The sequence below is a fragment of the Streptomyces sp. NBC_00237 genome, from assembly GCF_026342435.1.
GTDB lineage: Bacteria > Actinomycetota > Actinomycetes > Streptomycetales > Streptomycetaceae > Streptomyces.
Genome location: NZ_JAPEMT010000001.1, coordinates 1,268,434 through 1,293,208, shown reverse-complemented (window position 1 = coordinate 1,293,208; position 24,775 = coordinate 1,268,434). Strand labels below are relative to the sequence as shown.

General features: G+C 70.9%; 23 protein-coding genes and 1 riboswitch. Of the genes, 11 read left to right on the top strand and 12 right to left on the bottom strand.

The window, feature by feature from the left end; translation table 11 throughout:
* Window positions 1-5: 5 nt before the first annotated feature.
* The 5 genes from OG897_RS05550 to clpS all read right to left on the bottom strand — a co-directional run bounded on the left by OG897_RS05550 (window position 6) and on the right by clpS (window position 4,571).
* Entirely contained in the window at window positions 6-1,001 is a 996-nt protein-coding gene (locus OG897_RS05550; RefSeq protein WP_266653386.1) for an ABC transporter substrate-binding protein, read from the bottom strand.
* 36 nt (window positions 1,002-1,037) lie between these two features.
* Window positions 1,038-1,171: riboswitch (cobalamin riboswitch) on the bottom strand.
* Window positions 1,172-1,253: 82 nt separating this feature from the next.
* Window positions 1,254-1,670, bottom strand: a complete 417-nt coding sequence (locus tag OG897_RS05545) for a M67 family metallopeptidase (RefSeq protein WP_266653384.1) — start codon at window positions 1,668-1,670, stop codon at window positions 1,254-1,256.
* A 71-nt stretch (window positions 1,671-1,741) separates the two neighbouring features.
* Entirely contained in the window at window positions 1,742-3,199 is a 1,458-nt protein-coding gene (locus OG897_RS05540) for an amino acid permease (RefSeq protein ID WP_266653382.1), read from the bottom strand.
* Window positions 3,200-3,657: 458 nt separating this feature from the next.
* Window positions 3,658-4,257 carry a DUF2017 domain-containing protein gene (locus OG897_RS05535; protein WP_266653380.1) on the bottom strand — a complete coding sequence of 200 codons (600 nt, stop codon included), beginning with the start codon at window positions 4,255-4,257 and terminating at the stop codon, window positions 3,658-3,660.
* Window positions 4,257-4,571: an ATP-dependent Clp protease adapter ClpS gene (gene clpS / locus OG897_RS05530; RefSeq protein ID WP_266653378.1), complete on the bottom strand. Its 315-nt coding sequence runs from the start codon at window positions 4,569-4,571 to the stop codon at window positions 4,257-4,259. Before clpS ends, OG897_RS05535 begins: the two co-directional genes overlap by 1 nt.
* 109 nt (window positions 4,572-4,680) lie before the next feature.
* On the opposite strand from clpS, the gene OG897_RS05525 reads away from it, so the two are divergent.
* The 3 genes from OG897_RS05525 (at window position 4,681) to OG897_RS05515 (ending at window position 7,395) form a co-directional block, all read left to right on the top strand.
* Entirely contained in the window at window positions 4,681-6,009 is a 1,329-nt protein-coding gene (locus tag OG897_RS05525; protein WP_266653376.1) for a nicotinate phosphoribosyltransferase, read from the top strand.
* Window positions 6,010-6,130: 121 nt separating this feature from the next.
* Window positions 6,131-6,715 (top strand): isochorismatase family protein, encoded by a 585-nt coding sequence (locus OG897_RS05520; RefSeq protein WP_266653373.1) that lies wholly within the window; start codon window positions 6,131-6,133, stop codon window positions 6,713-6,715.
* A 407-nt stretch (window positions 6,716-7,122) separates the two neighbouring features.
* Window positions 7,123-7,395 (top strand): hypothetical protein, encoded by a 273-nt coding sequence (locus tag OG897_RS05515; RefSeq protein WP_266653371.1) that lies wholly within the window; start codon window positions 7,123-7,125, stop codon window positions 7,393-7,395.
* Between the two features lie 359 nt (window positions 7,396-7,754).
* Here OG897_RS05515 and OG897_RS05510 read toward each other — a convergent pair whose 3' ends face one another.
* Together OG897_RS05510 and OG897_RS05505 are read right to left on the bottom strand one after the other, a co-directional pair.
* Window positions 7,755-8,063 (bottom strand): hypothetical protein, encoded by a 309-nt coding sequence (locus OG897_RS05510; protein ID WP_266653369.1) that lies wholly within the window; start codon window positions 8,061-8,063, stop codon window positions 7,755-7,757.
* A 169-nt stretch (window positions 8,064-8,232) separates the two neighbouring features.
* Window positions 8,233-10,668, bottom strand: coding sequence for an immune inhibitor A domain-containing protein (locus tag OG897_RS05505; RefSeq protein WP_266653367.1), 2,436 nt, complete (start codon window positions 10,666-10,668; stop codon window positions 8,233-8,235).
* Window positions 10,669-11,034: 366 nt separating this feature from the next.
* On the opposite strand from OG897_RS05505, the gene OG897_RS05500 reads away from it, so the two are divergent.
* Entirely contained in the window at window positions 11,035-11,409 is a 375-nt protein-coding gene (locus tag OG897_RS05500) for a hypothetical protein (RefSeq protein ID WP_266653365.1), read from the top strand.
* A gap of 47 nt (window positions 11,410-11,456) precedes the next feature.
* On the opposite strand, the gene OG897_RS05495 is transcribed toward OG897_RS05500, so the two are convergent.
* Together OG897_RS05495 and OG897_RS05490 are read right to left on the bottom strand one after the other, a co-directional pair.
* Window positions 11,457-12,140 (bottom strand): RDD family protein, encoded by a 684-nt coding sequence (locus OG897_RS05495; protein ID WP_266653363.1) that lies wholly within the window; start codon window positions 12,138-12,140, stop codon window positions 11,457-11,459.
* 125 nt (window positions 12,141-12,265) lie between these two features.
* A complete protein-coding gene (locus OG897_RS05490) occupies window positions 12,266-13,759 on the bottom strand; it encodes an RDD family protein (protein ID WP_266653361.1) in 1,494 nt (497 codons plus the stop codon).
* 240 nt (window positions 13,760-13,999) lie between these two features.
* Here OG897_RS05490 and OG897_RS05485 point away from each other — a divergent pair, with 240 nt between their 5' ends.
* A complete protein-coding gene (locus OG897_RS05485; protein WP_266656589.1) occupies window positions 14,000-14,431 on the top strand; it encodes an SsgA family sporulation/cell division regulator in 432 nt (143 codons plus the stop codon).
* A gap of 32 nt (window positions 14,432-14,463) precedes the next feature.
* On the opposite strand, the gene OG897_RS05480 is transcribed toward OG897_RS05485, so the two are convergent.
* Window positions 14,464-15,831 (bottom strand): FAD-binding oxidoreductase, encoded by a 1,368-nt coding sequence (locus OG897_RS05480; RefSeq protein WP_266656587.1) that lies wholly within the window; start codon window positions 15,829-15,831, stop codon window positions 14,464-14,466.
* Window positions 15,832-16,117: 286 nt separating this feature from the next.
* On the opposite strand from OG897_RS05480, the gene OG897_RS05475 reads away from it, so the two are divergent.
* Together OG897_RS05475 and OG897_RS05470 are read left to right on the top strand one after the other, a co-directional pair.
* Complete coding sequence (locus tag OG897_RS05475; RefSeq protein ID WP_266653359.1) at window positions 16,118-17,542, top strand: lipopolysaccharide assembly protein LapB; 1,425 nt, start codon at window positions 16,118-16,120, stop codon at window positions 17,540-17,542.
* A gap of 563 nt (window positions 17,543-18,105) precedes the next feature.
* Window positions 18,106-19,275, top strand: coding sequence for a hypothetical protein (locus OG897_RS05470; RefSeq protein ID WP_266653357.1), 1,170 nt, complete (start codon window positions 18,106-18,108; stop codon window positions 19,273-19,275).
* A gap of 442 nt (window positions 19,276-19,717) precedes the next feature.
* On the opposite strand, the gene hppD is transcribed toward OG897_RS05470, so the two are convergent.
* Window positions 19,718-20,878, bottom strand: coding sequence for a 4-hydroxyphenylpyruvate dioxygenase (gene hppD, locus OG897_RS05465; RefSeq protein ID WP_266653355.1), 1,161 nt, complete (start codon window positions 20,876-20,878; stop codon window positions 19,718-19,720).
* 123 nt (window positions 20,879-21,001) lie between these two features.
* Between hppD and OG897_RS05460 the strand changes: the two genes are divergently transcribed.
* The 4 genes from OG897_RS05460 to OG897_RS05445 all read left to right on the top strand — a co-directional run bounded on the left by OG897_RS05460 (window position 21,002) and on the right by OG897_RS05445 (window position 23,999).
* Window positions 21,002-21,472, top strand: a complete 471-nt coding sequence (locus OG897_RS05460; protein ID WP_266653353.1) for an Lrp/AsnC family transcriptional regulator — start codon at window positions 21,002-21,004, stop codon at window positions 21,470-21,472.
* Between the two features lie 124 nt (window positions 21,473-21,596).
* A complete protein-coding gene (locus tag OG897_RS05455) occupies window positions 21,597-22,295 on the top strand; it encodes a transcriptional regulator (protein ID WP_266653351.1) in 699 nt (232 codons plus the stop codon).
* Window positions 22,296-22,383: 88 nt separating this feature from the next.
* Window positions 22,384-22,596 carry a hypothetical protein gene (locus OG897_RS05450; RefSeq protein WP_266653349.1) on the top strand — a complete coding sequence of 71 codons (213 nt, stop codon included), beginning with the start codon at window positions 22,384-22,386 and terminating at the stop codon, window positions 22,594-22,596.
* Window positions 22,597-22,613: 17 nt separating this feature from the next.
* On the top strand, window positions 22,614-23,999 hold the full coding sequence (locus OG897_RS05445; RefSeq protein WP_266653347.1) for an MFS transporter: 1,386 nt from the start codon (window positions 22,614-22,616) through the stop codon (window positions 23,997-23,999).
* Here OG897_RS05445 and OG897_RS05440 read toward each other — a convergent pair.
* Complete coding sequence (locus tag OG897_RS05440) at window positions 23,950-24,759, bottom strand: hypothetical protein (protein WP_266653345.1); 810 nt, start codon at window positions 24,757-24,759, stop codon at window positions 23,950-23,952. The genes OG897_RS05445 and OG897_RS05440 overlap by 50 nt on opposite strands.
* Between the last annotated feature and the right edge of the window lie 16 nt (window positions 24,760-24,775).

The following is a 24,775-nucleotide window of genomic DNA, read 5'->3' as shown; positions in this document are numbered from 1 at the left end:
CTGGGCTACTTCTTCAGCTCGGGGTGGAGCTGGAGGGCGAGCCGTTCGATGGCGGCGGGGGCGCGGACGCCGACGAGGATCTCGGAGAGCGGCATCACGGCGAACTTCTTGTTCTTGATCGCCGGGACGTCCTTCAGCACCGGGTCGTCGAGCAGCCGCTTCTTCTTCTGTTCGACGGTCGTCGAGCCGTAGTCGATGATCATGATGACGTCGGGCTTGCGGGTGACGACCTGCTCCCAGGAGGCGTCGGTGAAGGACTTCGGGATGTCGGCCATGACGTTCTTGCCGCCCGCGCGGGTGATCATCTCGTTGGCCATGCCCTTGCCGCCGGCGGTCTGGGCGGTCTTGTCCCCGCTGTCGTACGCGAAGACGCTGACCGGCTTGACGTCCTTGAGCCGGGCCGCCGTGCCGTCGATGGTCCTCTTCGCCCCGGCCACCCACGCGTCGGCGCGGTCCGCGACGCCGAAGGTGCGGCCGACCTCGGAGATCTCGCGGTAGATGTCGTCGACGGCGCTGGAGCCCTCGGTGCAGTACTCGATGTTGAGGCGGGACTCGATGCCGGACTTCTTGAGGTCCTCGCGGCCCCGGCCCTGCTTGGTGTCGAAGGCGGAGGCGTAACCGCCGTAGACGAAGTCGGGGTTGGCGGCGAGGAGCTTCTCCTGGGAGGGGTACTCCTTGGCGACGACCGGGATCGCGTCGTACTCCTTCGCGTACTTCGGGAGCACCTTGTCGTCGAGGTAGGCGGAGCCGGTGATGGACTTGGCGAGGCCCAGTTCCAGCAGCACCTCGGTGGCGTGCTGGTTCATGGGCAGGGCGCGCTCGGGGGCCTTGGTGAAGGTGGTCTTCACGCCGCAGTTCTCGACGGTGTACGGGAAGCCCTTGGCGGCCTTGGCCTGCGGCTTCTTCTCGCTGGGCTGGTCGCTGCCGCAGGCGGTGAGCGGGAGCAGGGCCGCGACTGCGGCGGATATGACGAGCGCGGTGCGGGCATGGCGGACGGACATGCGGGGGCCTCCTCGGGGGATTTCCTCGTCCCCTCGTACGGATGGGAGGCGGCAGGCCAGTTCCTGGCTATCCGGACGGGGCTGCGGGGCCACGTCCGGTCACAGTGGCGGGACCGTGCCGGATTCGCACCGGCTTCCTGGGCCCTGCCGCCCATTCGCGGACAGTGTCTCACCTGGGGGTTCGCCCCCCACTAACCGGTGCGCATCCGAGCCTCGCGGGGGCCTTACCGTGCCGCCCCCTCCGCGACGGGGCTACCCGACGAGCTCGATCTCTTCCTCCGTGATCACGCCGTCCACGATCCGGTACGAGCGGAACTGGAAGTCGCCCAGGCCGTCGGTGTCGGCAGTCGAGACCAGGACGTAGTGCGCGCCGGGCTCGTTCGCGTACGTCACGTCCGTACGGGACGGATATGCCTCGGTCGCCGTGTGCGAGTGGTACACGATCACCGGCTCCTCGTCCCGGTCGTCCATCTCCCGGTACAGCTTCAGCAGGTCGCCCGAGTCGAACTCGTAGAACGTGGGCGAACGGGCCGCGTTCAGCATGGGGATGAAGCGCTCGGGACGCCCGGTGCCCTCCGGGCCCGCGACGACGCCGCACGCCTCGTCGGGGTGGTCGGCCCGCGCGTGGGCCACGATCTGGTCGAAAACGGTCCGGGAAATGGTCAGCATGCGGCCAGGATATGCAAAGGGTCCCGCCCGTACCGAGGGATGGTACGAGCGGGACCGCATCGCGAGACGGGCTACTTCCCGGCGGCGAACTTCTCCGGGTTCCTGGCCTTCATGACCAGGTAGGAGACGCCCAGGAGCAGGGCCCAGATCGGGGCGCCGTACAGCGAGATCCGGGCGTCCTCGTCGATGCCCATCAGCACGATGACCATGAAGATGAAGGCGAGCGCGAACCAACTGGTCCACGGGGCGCCCGGGGCCCGGAAGGACGACTTGGGCAGCAGGCCCGCGTCGGACATCCGGCGGTACTTGATCTGCGAGCAGAGGATCATGATCCAGGCCCACATGCCGGAGATGGTGGCGAAGGAGACGACGTAGTTGAACGCCTCGCCCGGCCACTGGTAGTTGATCCACACGCCGACGAGCATCAGGGCGGCGGAGAAGGACGTGCCCGCGAGGGGCAGACCGCGGGCCGTCAGCTTGGTGAAGAACTTCGGGGCCTGGCCGTTGAGGGCGAGGTCGCGCAGCATCCGGCCGGTGGAGTACATGCCGGAGTTGCAGGAGGAGAGGGCGGCGGTGAGGACCACGAAGTTGACGATCGCGGCGCCGACACCCAGGCCCATCTTCTCGAAGGCGGCGACGAACGGGGAGATGCCCGGCTGGAAGTGCGTCCACGGGACGACCGACAGGATCATGATCAGCGCGCCGACGTAGAAGACGGCGATGCGCCACGGGACGGTGTTGATGGCCTTCGGCAGGACGGTCTTCGGGTCCTTCGACTCGCCCGCCGTGACGCCGACCAGCTCGACGGCGAGGAACGCGAACATGACCATCTGGAGGGTCATGAGGGTGGAGCCGACGCCGTTGGGGAAGAAGCCGCCCTCGGACCAGAGGAGGGAGACGGAGGCGGTGTCCCCGGCGTCGGAGAAGCCGAGCGTCACCACTCCGGCGCAGATCAGGATCATGCCGATGATGGCCGTCACCTTGACCATCGAGAACCAGAACTCCAGCTCGCCGAAGAGCTTGACCGAGATCAGGTTCGCGCCGAAGAGGATGACCGTGAAGATCAGCGCGAAGACCCACTGCGGCTGGTCGAGCCAGCCGGAGGCGTCCTTCGTCCAGTACTGCATGTACGCGGAGGCGGCGGTGACTTCCACGATCCCGGTGACGACCCAGAAGAGCCAGTACGTCCAGCCGGTCACGAACCCGAAGAAGGGGCCGAGGAACTCGCGGGCGTACTCCGAGAAGGAGCCGGACACCGGGCGGTACATGAGCAGCTCGCCGAGCGCCCGCATGATGAAGAAGATGACCAGGCCCGCGATGGCGTACGCGAGGATCAGGCTGGGTCCCGCCTTGGAGATGCCCTTGCCCGCGCCGAGGAAGAGGCCCGTTCCGATGGCGCCGCCGATGGCGATCATCTGGATCTGGCGGGCGCCGAGTCCTCGCTGGTAGCCCTCGCCCGAGTTGTCCTCGGTCGCGCCTTCGGCCTCACTGCCGTCGCCGTGCTTCTTGTCGACCTGCACTGAGGTCATGATCGTGCGCCTTTCTCCATGCGATCCGGCCGTATCGCTTCTGCTGCGCGGCGCGGATCGACTGTGACGATCCTTTTCGGGGCGGGTGCCCCCGGATGTGGAATGGAGTGCATCGCCGGGTTCGTCCGGCGTCAGCGCCCCCACGGAACAGGGGTGGCGTCCGTGGGTGGTCGTGCAGATCTATCACGGCGGAGGGGGTGATCGATCAGTGGTTTGTGCCCTATTGCACAGGCAAATGCAGACAAAACTCCCCTGCTACGGCAAAGCGTGCAGGGGAGTTTGACCTAACCGTTATTCGGATTTGAGCGTCCGCTGAGCGAACACGTACGGTCCAGCAGGTGATACGGGCACCCGAAGCGGAATGCGGCTGTAGGGCCTCACGGGAGCCCCGCACGCAGCCTTACGGGAACCCCACGGGAGCCCCACGAAAGCCTCACGGCATCGAGGTCTGCGCAGCCTCACGGCATCAAGGTCTCCACGAGCGTCTCCTGCATCCCGCCCAGCCACAGGTACGCCATCACCATCGGCTTGCGCGGGTCCTCGTCGGGCAGCCGGTAGAGGTCCTCGCTCTCGTCCTCCTCGGTGATGTCGAGGCGGGAGGCGATGGTGAGGCGCAAGTCGTTGAGGGTGCCGAGCCAGCGCCGTGACTCCTCGGGGGTCAGCTTCAGCACGAGACCGGGCTCGCCCTCGTCGGCGGCCGAGGCCAGCGCGTCCAGGTTCCGTACGACGGAGAGGGCGTCCTCGCGCTTGCGGGTGCGCAGGTCGTTCTCCGTGAAGCGGCGGAACTCGGCGGAGGACTCCCGCTGCCGCGCGTCGGGCTCGGCGCGCGGATCGACGTACGCCTCGGGGAAGAGACGGGCCAGCGCCGGGTCGGCGGGGGCCTCGCTCGGGCCCTCCGCGAAGAGCGCGGCCAGCGGGTCGGCGCCCTCGACGGGCTCGTCGCCGGGCCCGATCAGTTCCAGGAGCTGCACGGCGAGCGAGCGCAGGATGGAGGTCTCCACGGTGTCCAGGGCGATGGCCGCGCCGCCGTCGGGGACCGCCTCGAAGTAGCCCGCCATCAGTTGCGGTCCTGGGAGAGGGTCGCCCACAGCCCGTACCCGTGCATCGCCTGCACGTCGCGCTCCATCTCCTCGCGGCTGCCCGCCGAGACGACGGCGCGCCCCTTGTGGTGGACGTCGAGCATCAGCTTCTTCGCCTTCTCCTTGGAATACCCGAAGTACGTCTGGAAGACGTACGACACGTAACTCATCAGGTTGACCGGGTCGTTGTGGACCAGGGTCACCCAGGGGGTGTCCGGCTCGGGGACGACAAAGGTCTCCTCGGCCGACTCGGGACGTTCGATCTCTACGGGGGCGACACTCACCCTTCCCATGCTGCCACCGCAGGGGGGCGGTCGCACAAACGGCCTCACCTCCCCGAACGGCCCCACCTCCCCACCTAGATCTCGTCACTCTGACGAAATCAGGGGTAGCATCCGTCGTATGAACACAGCGGATCTCGGGCTGCCGGTGGATGTTCCCTCGACGGCTCTCTTCACCGACCAGTACGAGCTGACCATGCTCCAGGCCGCCCTGCGCGCGGGCACGGCCGACCGGCGCTCCGTCTTCGAGGTCTTCACGCGCAGGCTGCCGTCCGGCCGCCGCTACGGCGTCGTCGCCGGTACGGGGCGGGTGCTGGACGCCGTGGAGAACTTCCGCTTCGACGCCGACGTCATCGCCTTCCTCCGCGAGCAGGGAATCGTCGACGAGCCGACCCTCGCCTGGCTCGCCTCGTACCGCTTCAGCGGCGACATCTGGGGCTACCCGGAGGGCGAGGTCTACTTCCCGGGCTCGCCGATCCTGCGCGTCGAGGGCAGCTTCGCGGAGTGCGTGCTCCTGGAAACGGTCATCCTCTCGATCCTCAACCACGACTCGGCGATCGCGGCCGCCGCCTCCCGCATGTCGGCCTCGGCCGGGGGCCGCCCCCTCATCGAGATGGGCGCGCGCCGCACCCACGAGCTGTCCGCCGTCGCCTCCGCCCGCGCCGCGTACGTCGGCGGCTTCGCCTCCACCTCCGACCTGGCGGCGGGCTTCCGCTACGGCATCCCCACCGTCGGCACCTCCGCGCACGCCTTCACCCTGCTCCACGACAACGAGCGCGACGCCTTCCAGGCCCAGGTGGACTCCCTCGGCAGCGGCACGACGCTCCTGGTCGACACGTACGACGTGGCCACGGCCGTCCGTACCGCCGTCGAGGTCGCGGGCCCCGGGCTGGGAGCCGTACGCATCGACTCCGGGGACCTGCTCCTGGTCGCGCACCGGGTCCGCCAGCAGCTCGACGAGCTGGGTGCCACGTCCACCAAGATCGTGGTCACCTCCGACCTCGACGAGTACGCCATCGCCTCCCTCGCGGCGGCCCCCGTCGACGCGTACGGCGTCGGCACCCAGCTCGTCACCGGCAGCGGCCACCCCACCTGCTCGATGGTCTACAAGCTGGTCGCCCGCGCCCAGTCCGCCGACCCCAAGGCCCCTTTGATTCCGGTCGCGAAGAAGTCCATGGGCGCGAAGTCCTCGCGAGGCGGCCGCAAGTGGGCGGCCCGCCGCCCGGACGCGTACGGCATCGCCGAGGCCGAGGTCATCGGCACCGGGCCGGTCCCCGCCGACCTCCTCTCCCACCAGCTCCAGGTCGAGCTGGTCAAGTCCGGCGAGGTCGTCGCCCGCGAACCCCTCGACGCGGCCCGCGCCCGGCACACGGCGGCCCGCTCCTCGCTCCCCATGTCGTCCGTCCAGCTCTCGCGGGGCGAGCCGGTCATCCCCACCGAGTACGTGTAACTCCTCCCCCGCCGAGGCCCCCGCCCTCAAACGCCCACTCCCGCAGGCCCGTTGAATTACCTACCCTCGGTAGTGGGAGTACCGGGCGTCAGGCCGTCGGCCCACCACGTAAGGAAGACACATGCACCGCGCCTTGATCGTCGTCGACGTGCAGAACGACTTCTGCGAGGGCGGCAGCCTCGCCGTGGCGGGCGGTTCCGACGTCGCCGCCGCGATCACCGACCTGGTCGGCGAGGCCCAGGCCGGTTACCGCTACGTCGTCGCCACCCGCGACCACCACGTCGACCCCGGCTCCCACTTCTCCTCCTCCCCCGACTACGTCGACTCCTGGCCGGTGCACTGCGTGGCGGGCACGGAGGGCGTGGGCTTCCACCCGAACTTCGCCCCGGCGGTCGCCTCGGGCGCGGTCGCGGCGGTCTTCGACAAGGGGGCGTACTCGGCGGCGTACAGCGGCTTCGAGGGCACGGACGAGAACGGCGTGGGGCTCGCGGCCTGGCTCCGCTCCCACGAGGTCACCGAGGTCGACGTGGTCGGCATCGCCACCGACCACTGCGTCCGCGCCACGGCCCTGGACGCGGCCCGCGAGGGCTTCACGACGCACGTCCTCCTGGACCTGACGGCGGGCGTCGCGGAGGCGACGACGGAGTCCGCCCTCCGCCAGCTCAAGGAGGCAGGCGTCGCCCTCACGGGCAAACCGGTGGTCTGACCCCCGGCCCGTCCCAGGTCCGATGCCCGGCCCTTGGCTCAAGCCCGGGGCCTGCCCCAGGGCCTCCGCCCGCCCCCCTGCCCGGACCTCGGCCCGGCCTCCTGACCTCCGGCCCCGCCCCTGACTTCCGGCCTGCCCGGTACGCCCTGGCCTCCGGCCAACGACCCGCGCCTGCCCCGCCCTTCCCCCCTCGCCACACCGAGCTCAAGCCCCGCTGCCCACCCGCCCCCGGGCCCGACGATGTAGCCGTCCAGGGAGACGCTCATCGAGTAGGTCACGCCGCGCATCGGATGTCCTTCTCGGTGACGGGAGCATCGGGCAATCCACTCGCCCTGTCGTCCAGGGGACGTTGGTGGTCGGATAGCGGGATGCGGCCCGAGCACTGTGTCACCCGGAACCACATCAGCGTGTGGAACGAACGAGCCCTGCCGAAGAAGGCGGTACAGGTCCCCTTCGGAACGGTTCTGCGCGCCTCGCTCCTGCCCATCGCCGTCTGGGCCGGTACCGCGTGCTTTCTGTGGTTCGCCTTCGCTCCGCTGGCGGCAGCGGTACTCGGCGCGCTGTTTCTTGCGTTGTGCGTCGTGGGATTCGTCGTACGTCGCCGGAAGGGCCACTCCGTCAGGTGCAGCGTGTGGGGCGCTTTCGGTGGCGTGCTCGACAAGTCCGTGGCGGGGTTGTGACGGGAAGCCCCGGATACGTACGCCGTCGAGGAGGAGCGGGGCCCCACCCTGTGCGGCCCACGGGCCGCGCGGGCACACGGCCCGCGCCCGGGGGCGGGTGGGCAGCGGGGCTTGCGGTCGGTGCGGCGAGGGGGGCAAAGGTGGGGCAGACGCGGGTCGGAGGCCAGGACGCGAGGCAGATGCAGCGGGCAGGGCGGGAGCCAGGGAACCGTAGGGCGCGGGGCCGGGGGCGGGAAGCCCGGAGGTCGGGCGGAGGCCCTGGGCGGGACCCGGGCGGAGGTCCGGGAGGGGCCCGGCGGGGGCCGTGGGGTGCCGGGCCAGGGTGCAGGTCCCGGAAGCCCGGGGCGGAGCAGGGAGGGTCAGGAGGCCGGGCGGAGGAGGGTGCGTATGGGGTGCCAGAGTTCGGAGCGGGACTGAGGGGCGGCGCGCCAGAGGAGGCCGTCGGGGTGGTGGAGGACGGCGGTGATCTCGTCGGGGGTGGGGGGCTCGGCGTTGCCCCGGAGGTAGACGGCGCGCAGGCCCAGGTTGCGGAGGCGGGTGAGGGCCCGGGCGCGGTTGGCGGCGTGGACGAGGATGCGGACCTTGGTGTTGGAGGGGCCGGGGCGCGGCAGGGTCAGGGCCACGACCACGCTCCCGTTCGGGAGTCTGTTGAAACCTCCGGCGGACATGAACGATCACTCCCCCGTGCGGCGGCACGGGCATGCCGGGAGGCACGCCCGTAAGACGTCGCGTCAATAGTGAGTACGTAAGAGGCATCTAAACGCGATCGGCCGCCGCCCGCTAGAGGGGCGACGGCCGATCATGGCCTGACCTGGGGTAATGGCCTAAAAGTTACGGTCAGCGACCACTCTTGCTCACCAGGATGGTCATGGTCTGACCGTCCAGCGGCTGGTTCAGGATGGAGATCCGGGTGTTGGTGTCAGTTGTCTGGACACTCCCGGTGGGGTTCTCCTTGTACCAGTAGGTGCCCTTGCGGTCGTCGAAGACCGGGGCGCCCAGGTGGGCGGGGATCTTCGTCGGCTCGCCGAGCTTGTGCAGGGTGAAGCCCGCCGACGGCCACCAGGAGAAGGCGGCGTCGTACGGCTGGATCTTGTTGCCGATGTTCTTGCCGTCGGCCCACTTCAGCGGCTTGGCGTTGGCGTCGATCGGGAGCAGGAGTCCCTTGCCGGGGTGCTCGAAGACGTTGTTGTTGCGCTGCGAGGTGTCCCACTGCCAGATCATCAGGCCGGGGCGGTAGGCGTAGCGCTCGACCCAGCTGTACTTCGGGTCGCCCTTCTTGCGCCAGCCGAAGTTGTACGGGCCGGACTGCAGGGTCTTGTCGTACGAGACGTACTGGCGGTTCTCGGCCAGGTAGAACTGCGGGTAGTCGCCGTTGATCGAGTCGCCGACGCGGGAGAAGCCTCGGACGGTCCAGCCGTTGTCGTCGCCCTCCGCGTTGTCGGTGAACAGGGCGGTGCCGTCGGCCTTGACGGAGATGGCGTCGGCCGCGAAGCCCTTGCCGCCCGCGCCGCCGTCGGTCTTGTAGCGGAAGCGGATGCCGATCTTCTTCCCGGCGTACGCGTCCAGCGGGTAGACCAGGGACTTGTAGGTGCCGGAGACGCCGGTGAGGGCGGGCTTGTCGCCGCCGTCGCGCGGGATGGTCTGGCCGTCGGCCTTGCCGTCGATGGTCTTCCAGCTCGCGCCGTTGTCCGTCGAGACCTGGGTGTAGAGGTAGTCGTAGTCCTTCTCGATGTCCCACCAGCCCTTGAGTTCGAGGGAGGCGGACGTCTTGCCGGTCAGGTCCACGTCACGGGAGAGCGTGTTGGAGAGGTTGTCCCCGTAGTCCGACCACCACTGCTTCGTGCCCTCGGCGGGCTTCACGACCTCGGTGGTGACGTTCTTCTTGGGGAGTTCGACGACGACCGCCTGCGCGTTCTTGGTGTTGTACTCCGCGACGCCCAGCTTGTGGAGGGAGGTCGTGGCGGCCTTCGCCTTGTCGTACTTCAGCCAGCCGAGCTGGAGCTTGTCCCAGGCGGTCATGTCGCCCGGCATGTCGCCGATCTCGCTCTTGCCGGTGTTGAGCCAGGAACCCGCCGACATCAGCGACCAGAAGCCGACCGAGTTCTCGGCCTGGTTGGTGGTGTCGTAGAGGTCCGGCAGACCCAGGTCGTGGCCGTACTCGTGGGCGAAGACGCCGAGGCCGCCGTTCTCGGGCTGCGCGGTGTAGTCGCCGACCCAGATGCCGGTGTCGCCGACGGCCACGCCGCCCGCCTTGAAGCCGGACGGGCCGCTCTCGCCGTCGTCGCGGCTGTACGCGTAACCCCGGTGCGCCCAGATCGAGTCGCCGCCCTGCGCGCCGCCGCCCGCCGAGCCGTCCTCACCGGCGTGCACGACCTGGAAGTGGTCGATGTAGCCGTCGGGCTCGTTGAAGTTGCCGTCGTTGTCGTGGTCCGTGCGGTCCCACTGGTCGTACTTCTGGAGGTCGGCCTTGATCTGGGCGTCGGTCTTGCCCGCCGCCTTCTCCTTGGCGACCCAGGCGTTGACTCCGTCGCGGACCAGGTCCTCGACGTTGGGGCAGTTGTCACTGCCGCAGTAGTTGGAGCCGTAACGGGCCTCGTTGTAGTCGACCTTGACCCAGTCGGTGACCTTGCCCTCGACCGAGTACCGGCCCGACGAGGTCTTCTCGTAGTAGGTCTTGAGGGAGTCGATCGGCTTGCCGTCGGGGCCCTTGCCCTTGCCGAAGTACAGGTTCTGGAAGTGCTCCTGGTTGTAGTCGGCCTTCCAGGCGGTGGAGTTGTCCTTCGTGCGGTCCGGCTCCGGGATCTTGTTGTGCAGGGGTCCCGGGGTGCCGCCGTACTTCACGACCGGCGGCTGCGGTCCGTCGCCGTCCGGGTCGTACATCGAGGTGTTGTCGATCTTGTCGCCGAACTCGACCAGGATGGTGAAGATCTGGTCGGTGCGCTCGCGGCCCAGCTCGACGTACTTCTTGTCGGCGAGCTTGACGACCTGCGAGCTGCCCCGCTTCTCGGTCTTGGCCTTGCCGCTGAGCACCTGCTCCAGGGCGGTCTGCCGCTGCTGGGCCTGCTGGGCGCTGAAGGGTCCGTCGATGAGGTGGCCCTTGCCGCCGTGCCCGTGGCCCGCGCCGGTCTCCGTGTGCGCCGGGTCCTGGCGCTCGATGGGCGCCGGGCTCCGTTCGTCGGCCTGCGCGGTGGCGAAGGCCGAGGCGGTGACGGCGGTCGCGGCGAGGGCCGCGAGTATCGCCGTTCCTCTGAAGACCCGTCTGTTGCTGTTCACTTGATGGTTCCTCCCCCGCGGCCGCCGGCCGATCCCGAAGGGGTTGGAGGGGTACCGTTTGCGGCGCGCGTCACAAGTGACGCCATTCGACCGGAGTTGGCGGAGAAAAGACAGACCTTGACACCAACCAGAGCGGCGCGCTAGGCAGTTGGAGGACTGCTCCCTGCGACTGCGGACGGCGGCCGCGTACCGCACGGGCGCTCGCGTCTCACAGGGCGGACGGCGTGATGACACTGTGCGCCCCCCATGCATCGGCACCGTGTGTTAGGTCACGCTTACTAGCCGTTCCGCCAGGGAACCACATGGTCGTAGGGTCAGCTCAGACCCCGCGACCCACACCCCCCGTGCTCCGAGGACGGAACTGCCATGCAGCGGACGCGCCAGACTCCGAACCGGATCCAGGTCCCGACGTTGACCGTCGCCCAGTGCGTGTGCGGTGCACTGGCGACCGTCTTCTCCACCCTCGCCATGCTGCTGCTCTCGCAGACCACCTCGGGCGCCTGGATCGCGGTCATCGCGTGTGCCGCGCTGGGTCTTGGGCTGCTGGTGGCGATGACCGTGCCGATGCCGAACCTGCGCGGCACGCGGAACGCGCAGGAGACGGCGCGCAGGACCGTGGTCGGTCCTGCGGCCGTCTCCGTGCCCGCCGCCGTGGAGACCGTGGAGGCGTACGACGAGGTCCGGGTGCCCGGGCCCCGCGCGCGCTCCTCGGTGGCTCCGGAGCACTCCGTACGGAGTTAGCGGAGCTCTCTCGCTCCCTCGCGTACGCGTTCGCGTTCGTACGGGAACTAGGCGGCGGTGACCACGACGGTCTTCGCCGCCTTGTCGTGCAGGCCCTGCTTGTACGGCTTGTCGACGGCGATCATGACCAGGTTGACCAGCCACCACAGGCAGTAGCAGCAGACCAGCGCGGGCACCAGCAGTACGGCGGCGCGCATCAGCGCCACGTTGGTCTGTGGGGTGCTGCCGTCGTTGAGCATCGCGACGCGCAGGCCCATCACGCGCTTGCCGACGGTCTGGCCGTTCTTCTTGGTCAGGTACGTGTCGTACGCCAGGTAGACGGCGATCGTGATCAGCGACCAGAGCATGCTCTGGCCCGAGGTGACCTTGGTGAACGTGTCGCCGAGGTCGTCCGTGGTCTTGGTGATCTCCTTGTACGTGCCGAACGGGATGCCCAGCAGGCCCATCGGGATGCCGACGATCAGCATGTCGATGAACCGGGCCAGGAAGCGCTTCCCGAGCGAGGCGAGCGGGGGCATTCCGGCGAGCGGGTCGGCCCCGCCGTAGCCTCCGGTGCCGCCGCCGTAACCTCCGGCGCCGCCGTCGTAGGGGCCGCCTCCGCCGTACGGGGGCAGACCTCCGCTCTGGTCGTAGGGGCTGCCGGCGCCGCCCTGGGGCGGCGGGGGCGGCGGGTACTTCTGGAACGGATCGTTCTCAGGCGGCACGCCGGGCGGCGGCTGGTCGGTGCTCATACCGGCAGTCGACCCCCGGCGTCCGGGGCCCGCAAGGGGTCGGACGCCGTTCGGGGGACGGTGTGGGCCAAGCCGGTGAGGGTGGGTCGGGCGGGGCGGGCGGCGGGGTCGGGCAGCGGGGCGGGTCAGCTCTTGGCGGCCTTGGCGGCGACGAAGGTACGGGCCGCCTTGTCGTGCCAGCACTGCCGCCAGGGGCGGTCGAACAGGCACCACAGGACGTTGAACACGCCGATGCCGAGCACGCCCAGCACCCCGTACACCACCCAGCGGCGCAGTGCACCGCCGAAGCGCGGCGGGTCGTGCTCCTCGATGTCGCGGACCTGGAGGCCGAACACCTTCTTGCCCAGCGTGCGGCCCCACTTGGCGGTCGGGACCGCTTCGTAGAGAACGCCGAGGAGGAGGAAGGTGCCAAGGATGACGCCCAGGATGCCGAGGGTGGTGCTGTCGAGGAGGTAGACGGTGACCGTCGTGCCGGACAGCTTCGCGGCCCGGATTTTCTCGTCGATGTGGTCGACGGCCTGGGTGACCAGGGGGATCGCCACGGCGGCCACGCCCGCGCCGAGGACGACGGTGTCGAGGAGACGGGCGGCGAGGCGGCGGCCGAGGCCGGCGGGGCGGGCGGCGGACTGTTCGCGGGCGGCGCGGGTGAAGGGGTCCTCGACGGGGGGCTTCCAGGGGGTGACCGGGCCGCTCGGTTCGTGGGCGGCGGGGGTCTGGGCGTGGGCTTGGCCCTGTGCCTGGGGGGTGGTGGGGCGTCGTTGGGGTTTGACGGTACGGATGGACATCGTGCCCTCGTGGGAGGGGGCGGGGCGGTCCGGGGTGGGGCGGGGGGCGGCGGAAGAGGTGGAGGGCGTCGGGGCCGGGCGGGGGGTGGTGGGGTGGGGCGGGAGCGAGGGGGGTGCCTCGCGGGTGGCGGAATCCAGGGCGGGGCGGTCCGGGCGGGAGGGGAGGGCGTCGGTGGGGACGCGGGGGTCGCGGGTGCTCGGGGCGCGGTCCTGGGCCGGGGCGAGGGAGGACGCGGCCGAGGCGGCGGGCTGGGCGGCGGCGGGCGAGCCGCTGCCGGGCGGGGCGTCCGCCGGGGAGCCCCAGGAGACGCGGCGGTCGTTCTCGCCGCCGAAGCCGGACTGGCGGGAGGTGTCCGCCTGCCAGGCGACCGGGGGTTCCGGGGAACGGCGGACCTGGACCTCGCGGCCCGCCGGGGCCGGGGTCTGGGCCTCGCGGGCCGGGCTCGGGCGGTCCTGGCTCGGGCGGTCCTGGATCGGGACGTGTTGGGTCGCGGGGTTCGAGCCGTACCGGGACGGGGGCCCGGGGTCTTCCTCGTCGAAGAAGAACGGGCCCGTTTCCTCGACGGCGGGGGTGGGGGTGGGAGTGGAGACGGGGGTGGGAGCGGGAGCCGGGGCCGGGACCGAGGCCAGGTTGGGGAGGCCGGAGGGGGCGGGGACGGGGGCGGCACCCGGCGGCGGGGTCGGCATCGGCTCGCCGGGTGCGGGGGCCGGGCGGCTCGTCCCGGGCACCCATGAACTGCCGTTCCAGTAGCGGACGTAGCCGGGGATGGACGGGTCGGGATAGAAGCCGTGGCCGGGTGTGTTCTCGCCGTTGGCCGGTGTGGGGGCGCTCATCACCGTGTCCCGTATCTGTGAGGTGGCCTCGTTGTCTGATTTCCGGGGTCCACATCTACCAGACGCCCGCCTGCCACCGGGCCCGTCCGCCCGGATGCACCACTTTCCGGTCATTGCCGATCGCCTCGGAAAACTTCTTCGGAAGTCGCGTAATGGGCGGCGGGATGCGCGCTCTCACCTTGTACGGCCCGCCGACCGGGCCCCGTACCGGAAAGGACGTGCATCCCCATGCGGAACCCCATGCAGCACACCGTCGTGGAACGCGAGCTGGAGCTCAACCTCGTGCTGTCCCCCGAACGCACCATCCCCGTACCGGCACGGCTGATGTACCGGACGAGTGACCCGTACGCCGTGCACGTGACCTTCCACATCGGGTCGGACTACCCGGTCAACTGGACGTTCGCCCGGGAGTTGCTGGTCGACGGGGTGTTCCGGCCGTGCGGGCACGGAGATGTCCGGATCTGGCCGACCAAGGTCGACGGACGTTCGGTGGTGTGTCTGGCGCTCACCTCGCCCGAGGGGGACGCGCTGCTCGAAGCGTCGTCGCCGGTCGTGTCGGCGTGGCTGGAGCGGACGCTGAACGTCGTGCCGCTGGGCAGCGAGCGCGGGCAGCTCGGGCTGGACGACGCGCTGGCGGAGCTGCTGGCGACCTCGCAGGAGGGGGAGAGCTGAGCGGGTCGGAGGGTACGGCGGTCCCGTGCGGGTCAGAAGAGCTTTCCGGGATTGAGGATGCCGAGGGGGTCGAAGGCGGCTTTGACGGAGCGTTGCAGTTCGACGCCGACCGGGCCGAGTTCGCGGGCCAGCCACTCCTTCTTCAGTACGCCGACGCCGTGTTCGCCGGTGATGGTGCCGCCCAGTTCCAGGCCGAGCGCCATGATCTCGTCGAAGGACTCGCGGGCCCGGCGGGACTCGTCCGGGTCGGCGGCGTCGAAGCAGACCACGGGGTGGGTGTTGCCGTCGCCCGCGTGGGCGCAGACGCCGATGGTCAGGTCGTACTTCTCGGCGATGGCGGCGGTCCCGTCGAGCATCGCGGCGAGCTTCGAGCGGGGCACGCAGACGTCGTCGATCATGGTCGCGGTCTTGACGGCTTCGAGTGCGGTGAGGGAGAGGCGTCGCGCCTTGAGGAGGAGTTCCGACTCGGCGGCGTCGTCGGCGGGGACGACCTCGGTGGCGCCGAACTCCGTGCAGACCGCGCCCAGGGCGGCCAGGTCGGCGGCCGGGTCGGGGGTGTCGAAGGCGGCGAGGAGCAGGGCCTCGGTGGTTTCGGGGAGACCCATGTGGGCGAGGGCGTTGACCGCCCGGAGGGTCGTACGGTCCATGAGTTCGAGGAGGGACGGGGCGTGACCGCGTTCCATGATCGCGCAGACGGCCTCGCAGGCCGCGGCGGCTGACGGGAACTCGGCGGCCAGGGCGAGCTGGACGGGCGGGGCGGGCTTCAGGGCGAGGACGGCGCGGACGACGATGCCCAGGCTGCCCTCGGAGCCGACGAAGAGCCGGGTGAGGTCGTAGCCCGCGACGCCCTTGGCGGTGCGGCGGCCGGTCCGCAGCAGCCTGCCGTCGGCGAGGACGACGTCGAGGCCGAGGACGTACTCGGCGGTCACTCCGTACTTGACGCAGCACAGGCCGCCGGAGGCGGTGCCGATGTTGCCGCCGATGGTGCACATCTCCCAGCTGGACGGGTCGGGCGGGTAGAAGAGGCCCCGGTCGGCGACCGCGCGGGAGAGGACGGCGTTGATCACGCCCGGTTCGACGACGGCTGTGCGGTCGACGGCACTGATCTCCAGGATGCGGTCCATCTTCGTGAGGGACAGGACGACGCAGCCGTCGATGGCGTTGGCGGCGCCGGAGAGGCCGGTGCGAGCGCCTTGGGGCACAACGGGGACGCGGAGCGCGGTCGCGGTGCGCATGACGTGCTGGACCTGTTCGACGGTCCGGGGCAGGACGACGGCGGCGGGGGTTCCCGAGGCGCAGAAGCTGGCCATGTCGTGGGCGTACGAGGCCATGACGTCGGGGTCCGTGATCAGGGCGTCGTCCGGGAGGCCGGTGCGGAGGCGGCTCTGAAGATCGTCCAGGTCCATGGGGCCAGCCTGGCACCCGGGGCCATCGGTGTGAACCCGTCTGCGGAATGGATCGCGGTGGGCGGGTGTGCTCGTCGTACTGGCGCATGGTGGCGGGATGGATGCGATGGAGCCTGGGGCTGGGCCGGATGTCGAGTCGTGCGGGGCTGCCGGGGGGCCTGGGGGTGGGCCTGCGCCGTGTCCCGGAGCCTTGTCGGGTGGGGGCGGTGCGGGGGTCGGCGGGGCGGCGGCGGGGTTGAGTGCGGCGGAACCGGGGGCGGGCGGGAGTGAGGCGGCCGCGGTGCCCAAAGGGGGTGGGCGGTGGCGGGCGGGGGTCGCACTGGGAGTGGTGGTGGTGCTGGGGGTGGCGGGCGGGGTTGTGGTGATGGGGCGGTCGGGGACGGAAGGGAAGGCTGTGGTGAAGCCGGTGGCGGGGGCTCCCGGCTCGGCTGCGGCGCTGGCGGCCCTCGACGCACGGGCGCGGGCGAATCCCCGGGATGCGGGGGTGTGGACGGAGCTCGGGGTAGAGCTGGTCGCGCGGGGGGTGCGGGGGGCGGACGCGGCGTTCTACCCGAGGGCCGAGGCGGCGTTGCGGCACTCACTGAAGGCGCGGGCGGCGGAACGGGGGAACTTCGGGGCCATGGTGGCGATGGGGCTGCTGGAGCAGGCGCGCGGGAACTTCGCGGCGGCGAAGCGGTGGGGCGAGGTCGTACAGATGCAGGCACCGAAGGAGTGGGCGACGTATCCGCTGCTGATCGACGCCTACGGGCGGATGGGCGACACCAAGGCGGCGGGCCGGGCCGCCGAGGAGCTGATGGAGAGGCGGGGCGGGGCCGCCGCGCTCGGCTGGACGGCGCAGACCTACCGGGACAAGGGGTGGCGGGAGGACGCGGCGGTGCTGGCGGCCCAGGCGGTGGTCGCGGCGGAGGGCGGGGCGGAGAGGGCGGAGCAGTTGCGGCGGGCGGGCGAACTCGCGTGGGAGAGGGGTGACGTGACGGAGGCGCTGGGGTACTACGACGCGTCGCTCGGGATCGAGCGGAAGCGGGGGGAGGCGGTCGCGGGGCGGGCCCGGGTGCTGGCGGCGACGGGGCGTACGGCGGAGGCCGTGAAGGCGTACAAGGCGGCGCTCGCGCTGGCACCGCGACCTGAGTACGCCCTGGAATGGGGCGAGTTGGAGGAGGCGGCCACGGGGAGCGGGGACGCCCAGTACGGGGTGGCGCGGGCGCAGGTGGAGTGGAATCGGAAGCAGGGGGTGCGGGGGGACCTGGTGCTGGGCCGGCTGGAGGCCGATCACGGGGACGCGGACACGGCGGTGGACCTGCTGCGGGAGGAGTGGTCGAGGCATCCGGGAGCGGAGGTCGCGGACGCGTTGGGCTGGGCGCTGCACCGTACGGGGGACGACGAGGCGGCTCTCGCATACGCGCGGCGGGCGGTCAAGGAGGGGGCGCGGAACGCGCTCTTCCTGTACCACCGGGGGGAGATCGAGCGGGCGCTCGGCGAGTACGGGGCGGCGCGGCGGCACTTGGAGGAGGCGCTGCGGGTGCATCCGTCGTTCTCACCGCTGTGGGCGCCGAGGGCGCGGACGTCGCTGGAGCGGCTCGGGGAGCCGCCGGCGGGTGGGCCGAGGAATGTCTGGGGGTACCGGCCGAAGGTGCGGAAGGCCGCTCCGAGCGGCTCGGGGGCGCGGAAGCAGGAGGCTCCGGCGGGGCCTCGCGGGCGGCACTGAGCGAGGGGCTCCGGGCGCACCCGCAGCAGACGGGCGTCCCCGTACGAGGCGAGGACGTCGGCCGGGGGCACCTTGCGCGAGACGAAGACGTCGGCCGGGGCACTTTGCGCAGTCGCGAGGCGTACGTCCGGGTGGTGCCGACGGCCCGGGCGGGCGGCTCCTCGCCCCGCAGGCCATCGACGAGGGCACGTGCGGAGACGGGTGCTCTGCGGTACGGCAGCAGGGCGCGCCGCTGCCGGGTGCCGAGGTGCAGGGGACGGCCGTCGCGCACGCCGCGCAGCTCGCCGCGCAGGTGAGGAGGCAGGGCGGGGCGGGGGCGAGAGCGGGGTCCGGGGCGGGGGCGCCGGAGCCGACCGCCGCTGCCCCCCCGTTTCGGCGTTCGTGCTGGTCGTGGCGGACATGTCGGCCCCCTCGCTCTGCTCGTGCCTGCGGATCGAACTGTCCCGACCGTCGATGAACGTCCACTGGTCGCGCCGTTGATCCCGCGTTGATCGGAGCCTGCGAGTGTCCGTCACTGGAGGAGCCCGCTCGGTGAGCGGGCCACACGGGAGGACGAGCACCACATGCGTATCGCCATGGTCGACGGCTGGGACGAGGGGCGGGCCCTGGCCGCTGAACTGAACCGGCGGGGGGCCGTCTGCTTCCATCTGCGCAGCACGGTGCGGCCGCCGGCCGTGCCCTTCGACACGGTCTCGTACGCGAAGGACTTCGGCCACGCGGCGGACTTCCGCCGTACAGTGGCCCGGCTGCGGGCGATGCGGGTGCAGCGGGTGGTGGCGGGCGCGTCGAGCGGCGCACCGCTGGCACAGGCCCTGTCCACGGCCCTGCTGCTGCCGACGCACCCCCGCCCCACCCGCAGTACCGCCGAACTCCTCGCGGAGGCGGGCCTGTTGATGCCCCGGGAGGCCCGCCCCGAGTCACCTGTCGAGGCGGTCGACCGCTTCCGGGCATGGGGGCTCGGGCGGGTGGTGGTGAAGTCGCCGACGCGGATCTGCCGGGACGCGGAGGAGGTGTGGCACGCGTGCCGCACGGCGCTGGCGTCCGGCCGTACGCCGGTGCTCCAAGAGGCCCTGCCGGGACGGGAGTTCGTGGTGCACACGGTGTCGGAGGGGCCGCTGCACACGGTCGTCGAGTCGTGGGAGCGGATCAGCCACGCGGTGGGCGGGCGCTACCCGGTGACCGACTTCGAGATGCCGACGGACCCGTCCGCTCCGGTGACGGCGCAGGTGCACGCGTACGTACGGGCGGTGTTGAGGGCACTGGGGGTGACGTACGGGCCGATGCGCTGCCGGGTGATCGTGACGAGGCGGGGCCCGGTGCTGGTGGCGGCGGCCACCCGGATCGGTTCGGCCACGCACGCGTCGGTGCTGGCGGACCTGCTGGTGGGGGCGGACATCCCGCTGACGAGCGGGGCGCTGGCAGGACACGGGGCCGGGGCCGGGCGGAGCGAGGTGCGGACGGTGTCCCTGGTGAACCGGGAGCGGGGCACGGTCGCCGGGCGCGGCTGGGAACGCCGGTTGTCGGCGCTGCCGACGGCGGTGGAGCTGACGCCACGGGTACGCCCCGGCGACTGGCTGGAACCGACGGTCGACGCGTCGGGCTCCCCGGGCACGGTCCGGCTGAGGGGCGACCGTGCGGCGGTCTCGCGGGACTGGTCGGCACTACGGGGGTGGGAGTCGGAGGGCCTGTACACGAGGCGGACGGGGGTGCCGTCGTGGAGCGTGGTGGCGTAATCCACCCTGCGAGGGCAAATCCATCCTGCGCGAGCAAATCCAGCCCGCGCGGGCGAATCAACCCTGCGCGGGCACATCCAGCCCGCGCAAGCAAATCCAGCCCGCGCAGGCAAATCAAGCCCGTCGAGGGGGTCCCCCCTGCTCGAACGGAGTTGAGAGCTTGGGGGAGTTTGAGGACGCGCGGCGAAGCCGTGCAGGGGGCGAGGGGCGTAGCCCCAGTCTTGAACAGCAACCCACCCCAGCCCCGTCAGGGTTCAGGTGAAGGGGCGGGGAGGGGCAGCCCGCCGCAGGCGCACCCGAGTACCGCGCCGGTAGCCAACGCGGCCCCGCCAAAGCCCCCCCACCCCACCCGAAAAACACTGCGGCCCCACGGGGCAGGTCCGCGGAGCCGCAGCAGCAAAGTCAGGGCGTCAAGGGACAAGCCACACGCCCTGCACGGGAGTTACAGGTTCCCGCGCTTCTCCTGCTCCCGCTCGATCGCCTCGAAGAGTGCCTTGAAGTTGCCCTTGCCGAACCCCATCGACCCGTGCCGCTCGATCATCTCGAAGAAGACCGTCGGACGGTCCTGGACCGGCTTGGTGAAGATCTGGAGCAGGTACCCGTCCTCGTCCCGGTCGACCAGGATCTTCAACTCGCGCAGCGTCTCGACGGGAACGCGGGTCTCGCCCGCCCACTCCCCCAGCGTGTCGTAGTACGAGTCCGGCGTGTCGAGGAAGGCGACACCGGCGGCGCGCATGGTGCGTACCGTCGAGACGATGTCGTTCGTCGCGAGCGCGATGTGCTGCACACCGGCGCCCCCGTAGAACTCCAGGTACTCGTCGATCTGTGACTTCTTCTTCGCGATCGCGGGCTCGTTGATCGGGAACTTGACCTTCAGCGTCCCGTCCGCGACGACCTTCGACATGAGCGCCGAGTACTCGGTCGCGATGTCGTCGCCCACGAACTCCTTCATGTTCGTGAAGCCCATGACCTTGTTGTAGAAGCCGACCCACTCGTTCATCTTGCCGAGCTCGACGTTGCCGACGCAGTGGTCGATCGCCTGGAACGTCCGCTTGGCGGGCGGCTCGACGATCGGCGACGCGGCGACGAACCCGGGCAGGTAAGGACCCTCGTACCCCTTGCGCTCCACCAGCGTGTGGCGGGTCTTGCCGTACGTCGCGATGGCGGCCAGCACGACGACGCCGTGCTCGTCCTTGACCTCGTGCGGCTCGGTGAGGCCGGTGGCGCCCTGCGCCGTGGCGTAGGCGTACGCGGCACGCGCGTCCGGAACCTCGATGGCGAGGTCGACGACACCGTCACCGTGCTCGGCGACGTGCGCCTCGATGAACCGGCCCTGCTCGGTGGAGGACCGGATGACGGAGGTGAACACGAAGCGGGCCGCGCCGTTCGTCAGCACGTAACTGGCGGTCTCGCGGCTGCCGTTCTCCGGTCCGGAGTAGGCGACGAGCTTCATGCCGAAGGCGGTCGAGTAGTAGTGGGCCGCCTGCTTGGCGTTGCCGACGGCGAAGACGACCGCGTCCATGCCCTTGACCGGGAAGGGATCGGCCTCGCGCGCGGTGTTCGGGGTGACGTGCCCAGTGGTCTCAGTCGTGGTCTCAGTCATGGGGCGAGCGTCGCCCCACATCGCAAGCTGCGCAATAGTTCGCACAAACACTGGGCAACCTGCTCACCATCGAGCGAGAATGACCGGACTATCTGTACACGATGACTACCCCCGGGGGCAGGCATGGCAGTGGACGAACTCGACGGACGGCTGATCGTGCTGCTGGCCCGTGAGCCGCGCATCGGCGTACTGGAGGCGTCCCGCCGACTCGGGGTGGCGCGCGGCACCGTGCAGGCGCGGATGGACCGCCTTCAGTCGAACGGCGTCATCCGGGGCTTCGGCCCCGACGTCGACCCGGCGGCGCTCGGCTACCCGGTGACCGCCTTCGCGACGCTGGAGATCAAACAGGGTCAGGGCGCGGACGTACGGGCACATCTGGGATCGGTGCCGGAGGTCCTGGAACTGCACACCACCACCGGGCACGGGGACATGCTCTGCCGCCTGGTGGCCCGGTCGAACGCGGATCTTCAACGGGTGATCGACCGGGTTGTGGGTTTTGACGGCATCGTCCGGGCTTCCACGGCGATCGTCATGGAAAATCCCGTTCCGCTGCGGATCATCCCGTTGGTGGAGCAGGCGTCCGGGCTGACCTGAACCCGCCGCCCAAGGAGGGCCATCAGGGCGGGAGTTGGGCTTCTCGCAGGCCGTCCGAGAGTTGCAAAGAAGTGGTTGCACAAAAACCCTTGCAACGTGTTCTTTGCAACTTTACGGTGGAGTCATGCCCGACAACGCAGCGCCCGCCTCGCCGACCCCGTCCGCCACACCGGAGCCCTCCGCGCCGCCCGCTTCCCCGGAGGCCCCCGGAGCGTCCGGAGCTTCGGGAACTCCCGAAGCTTCCGGAACTCCCGAGCGCAAGGTGCACGTCCTTGACGCCCGGACCCTGCGCGGTCTCGCCCACCCCCTGCGGATGAGCCTGCTGCGGGCACTGCGCGACTTCGGCCCCGCGACCGCCTCCCAACTGGCCGAGCGGCTCAGCGAGTCGAGCGGCGCCACCAGCTACCACCTGCGCCAACTGGCGGCGTACGGCTTCGTGGAGGACGCCCCGGAGCACGGCAAGGGCCGCGAGCGCTGGTGGAAGTCCGCCCACGACGGCACCATGTACGACGGCTCGCTGGCGGACAGCCCCAACCCGGCCGTGCGCGGCGCTTCGGCACTCTTCGTGCAGCAGGTCGCCAACGAGCACGCACAGGAAATCGGCACCTACCTCGGCAACTCCCACGAGTGGCCCGAGGAGTGGCGGAACGCCACGACGCTGAGCGACTACACCATGACGATCGACCCCGAACGGGCCGTTGAAATGGGCCGCCGCGTCCAGGAGTTGATCGAGTCCTACCGCGAGACGGGGCCCGAGGAGGGAACCGAGGGGACGGAGAAGTACCGCGTCCACGTGCACGCGTTCCCCCTCGCCAGGGACTGATACTCCCCCGCTCCTCCGCCCGCCCACACCCCACAGCACGGCCCCACCCCTCCCCCCGGAACCACCACAGCCGAGAGGAAGCACCGCCATGCACCCCGAGACCTTCCGCCACCTGCACAACGCCCGCTCCAACGACCTCCAGCGCCAGGCCGCCGCCGACCGGCGGGCCGCCGCCGCACCGAAGGCGGACCTTCCCCGCAAGGACGTACGGTCCCAATTGGGCTGGGCTCTGGTCGAGTTGGGCCTGCGCCTCGTCCGTACCTCCGGCGACGCCCGGTTCCGTACGGCCAGCGCCTCGTGAGCCACACCCAAAGACCCGTGAGCCACACCCGAAGAGGGGGCGGCGCGGTCGACCGGCGTCCGCTCGCCGCCCTCCTGACCGCTCACGCCGTCTCCACCACGGGCAACTCGCTCACCCTGATCGGCGTGCCCTGGTTCGTGCTCCAGACCACCGGCAGTGCGGGCCGGGCGGGGGTCGTGGCGTTCTGCGCGACGCTGCCGGTGGTGGTGGCCGCGCTGGTCGGCGGCCCGCTCATCGACCGCTTCGGGCGGCGCCGCACCAGCGTCGTCACCGACCTGATCTGCGGCCTGACGGTCGCGGCGATCCCGGTGCTGCACTACACGGGGGCGCTGGAATTCTGGATGCTGTGCGCCCTGATGGCCCTCGGCGGCCTGGTCGCGACCCCCGGCATGACCTCCCGGTCGGTCCTCATCCCCGACCTCGCCGAACGCGCCGGTACGAGCATCACCCGGGCCGCCTCCCTCTTCGAGGCGGCGTCGAACGGGGCACGCATGGCCGGTGCCTCGCTGGCGGGCGTACTGATCGTGGTGCTCGGCGCGGAGGCCGTACTCCTCCTGGACGGGGCGACGTTCGCCCTCTCGGCGGCGCTGATCGCGGCCGGGGTGCGCGGGGTGCGGGCGGCCGAACCGATGAAGTCCGCCGCCCGGACCTCCTTCGCCGCGTACCGCCGGAACCTGCGGGAGGGGTACGCATACGTGGCTTCCGGCGGGCTGCTGACGGCGGTCGTCCTGATGGTGATGTTCACCAACGGGCTGAACCAGTCGTGGGGTTCGATCCTCTTCCCCGTGCACGCCAGGGAGAACCTCGGCGGAGCCACCCAACTCGGCTTCCTGAGCGCCCTGTTCGGCGCTGCGGCCCTGCTCGGGGCGCTCCTGTACGGCGCGGTGGGCCACCGCTTCTCGCGGCGGGCGGTGTTCACGGTGGCGTTCCTCGTGGGCGAGGTGCCGCGCTTCCTGGTCGCCGCGCTGACGGACAGCACGCTGCCGCTGGCGGTCACCCTGGCGATCGGCGGGCTGCTGATCGGCACGCTCAACCCGATCCTGTCCACGATCGTCTACGAGCGCGTACCGCTGGAACTGCGCACCCGCGTCTCGGGCATCATCACGGCGGGCTGCCAGCTGACGATCCCGCTGGGCGGTCTGTCGGCGGGCTTCCTGGCCGACGGCGCGGGCCTGACCACGGCCCTGCTGCTGGTCGGCGGGCTCTACTTCCTGGTCACGCTGAGCCCGCTGGTCTTCCCGGCCTGGCGCACCATGAACGACGCACCGCCGGTCACGGCCGCTGCTGCGTCGGAGGCCCCGGAAGAGCCGAAAACCGCGGAAACCGCTGCGGCGGAGGCTGCTGCCGCCTCGGTCAGCAGCTCGGAACCTTCCCCGCCCCGCCCTTCTTCGCCAGCTCCCTGAGCGAGGACACCGCCTCGTCGAGGGTGCTCACGGGCACCAGGCGCATGCCGTCCGGCAGGCCGGACTTCGCCTGCTCGCACTCGGCCTTCGGTACGAGGAAGACGGTCGAGCCGTCCGCCCTGGCGCCCTTGATCTTCAGCGGGACGCCACCGACCTGCCCGACGGTCCCGTCGGCCTCGATGGTCCCCGTACCGGCGACGTCGAGGCCGCCGGTGAGGTCGCCGCCCGCACCGTTTCCGTCGATCTTGTCGATGATGCCGAGGGTGAACAGGAGCCCGGCGCTGGGCCCGCCGACGTCGGCGAGATTGAGGGCGACCTTGGCGCCCTTCCCCTTGTCCCCGAGGTAGCCGAGCGCGGCGGAGACGGCACTGTCCTGCGACTTGGCCATCTCTCCCTGGTTGTACTCGGAGATCTCCTTGTCGTCGCCGCCGACCGGGTAGACCACGCTGTGCGGCATGACCGCCCGGTCGTCGCGGAACCAGGCGTCGGCCAGCTCGCCGACCCGGTGGTCGATGGAGGGGCCGGTCGCCACGATGGTCGTCATCCGCAGCTTCCCTTCGGTCTCCCGGGTCGGCACTCCGGAGACGCTGATGACCGGGCGGCCCTTGCTGTCCTTGCCCAGGACGTCGGTGGCCGACCCGGGCTGCGCCACCGCGAACGGCAGCGGCGCCAGGGCCGCCACCCCCAGCAGTACGACGGCGGGCAGGGCACAGAGGGCGAGACGGCCGTTGCGGGAGAGCCGAGAGAGAAGAGGGAGCACGCCCCCAATCTATCGG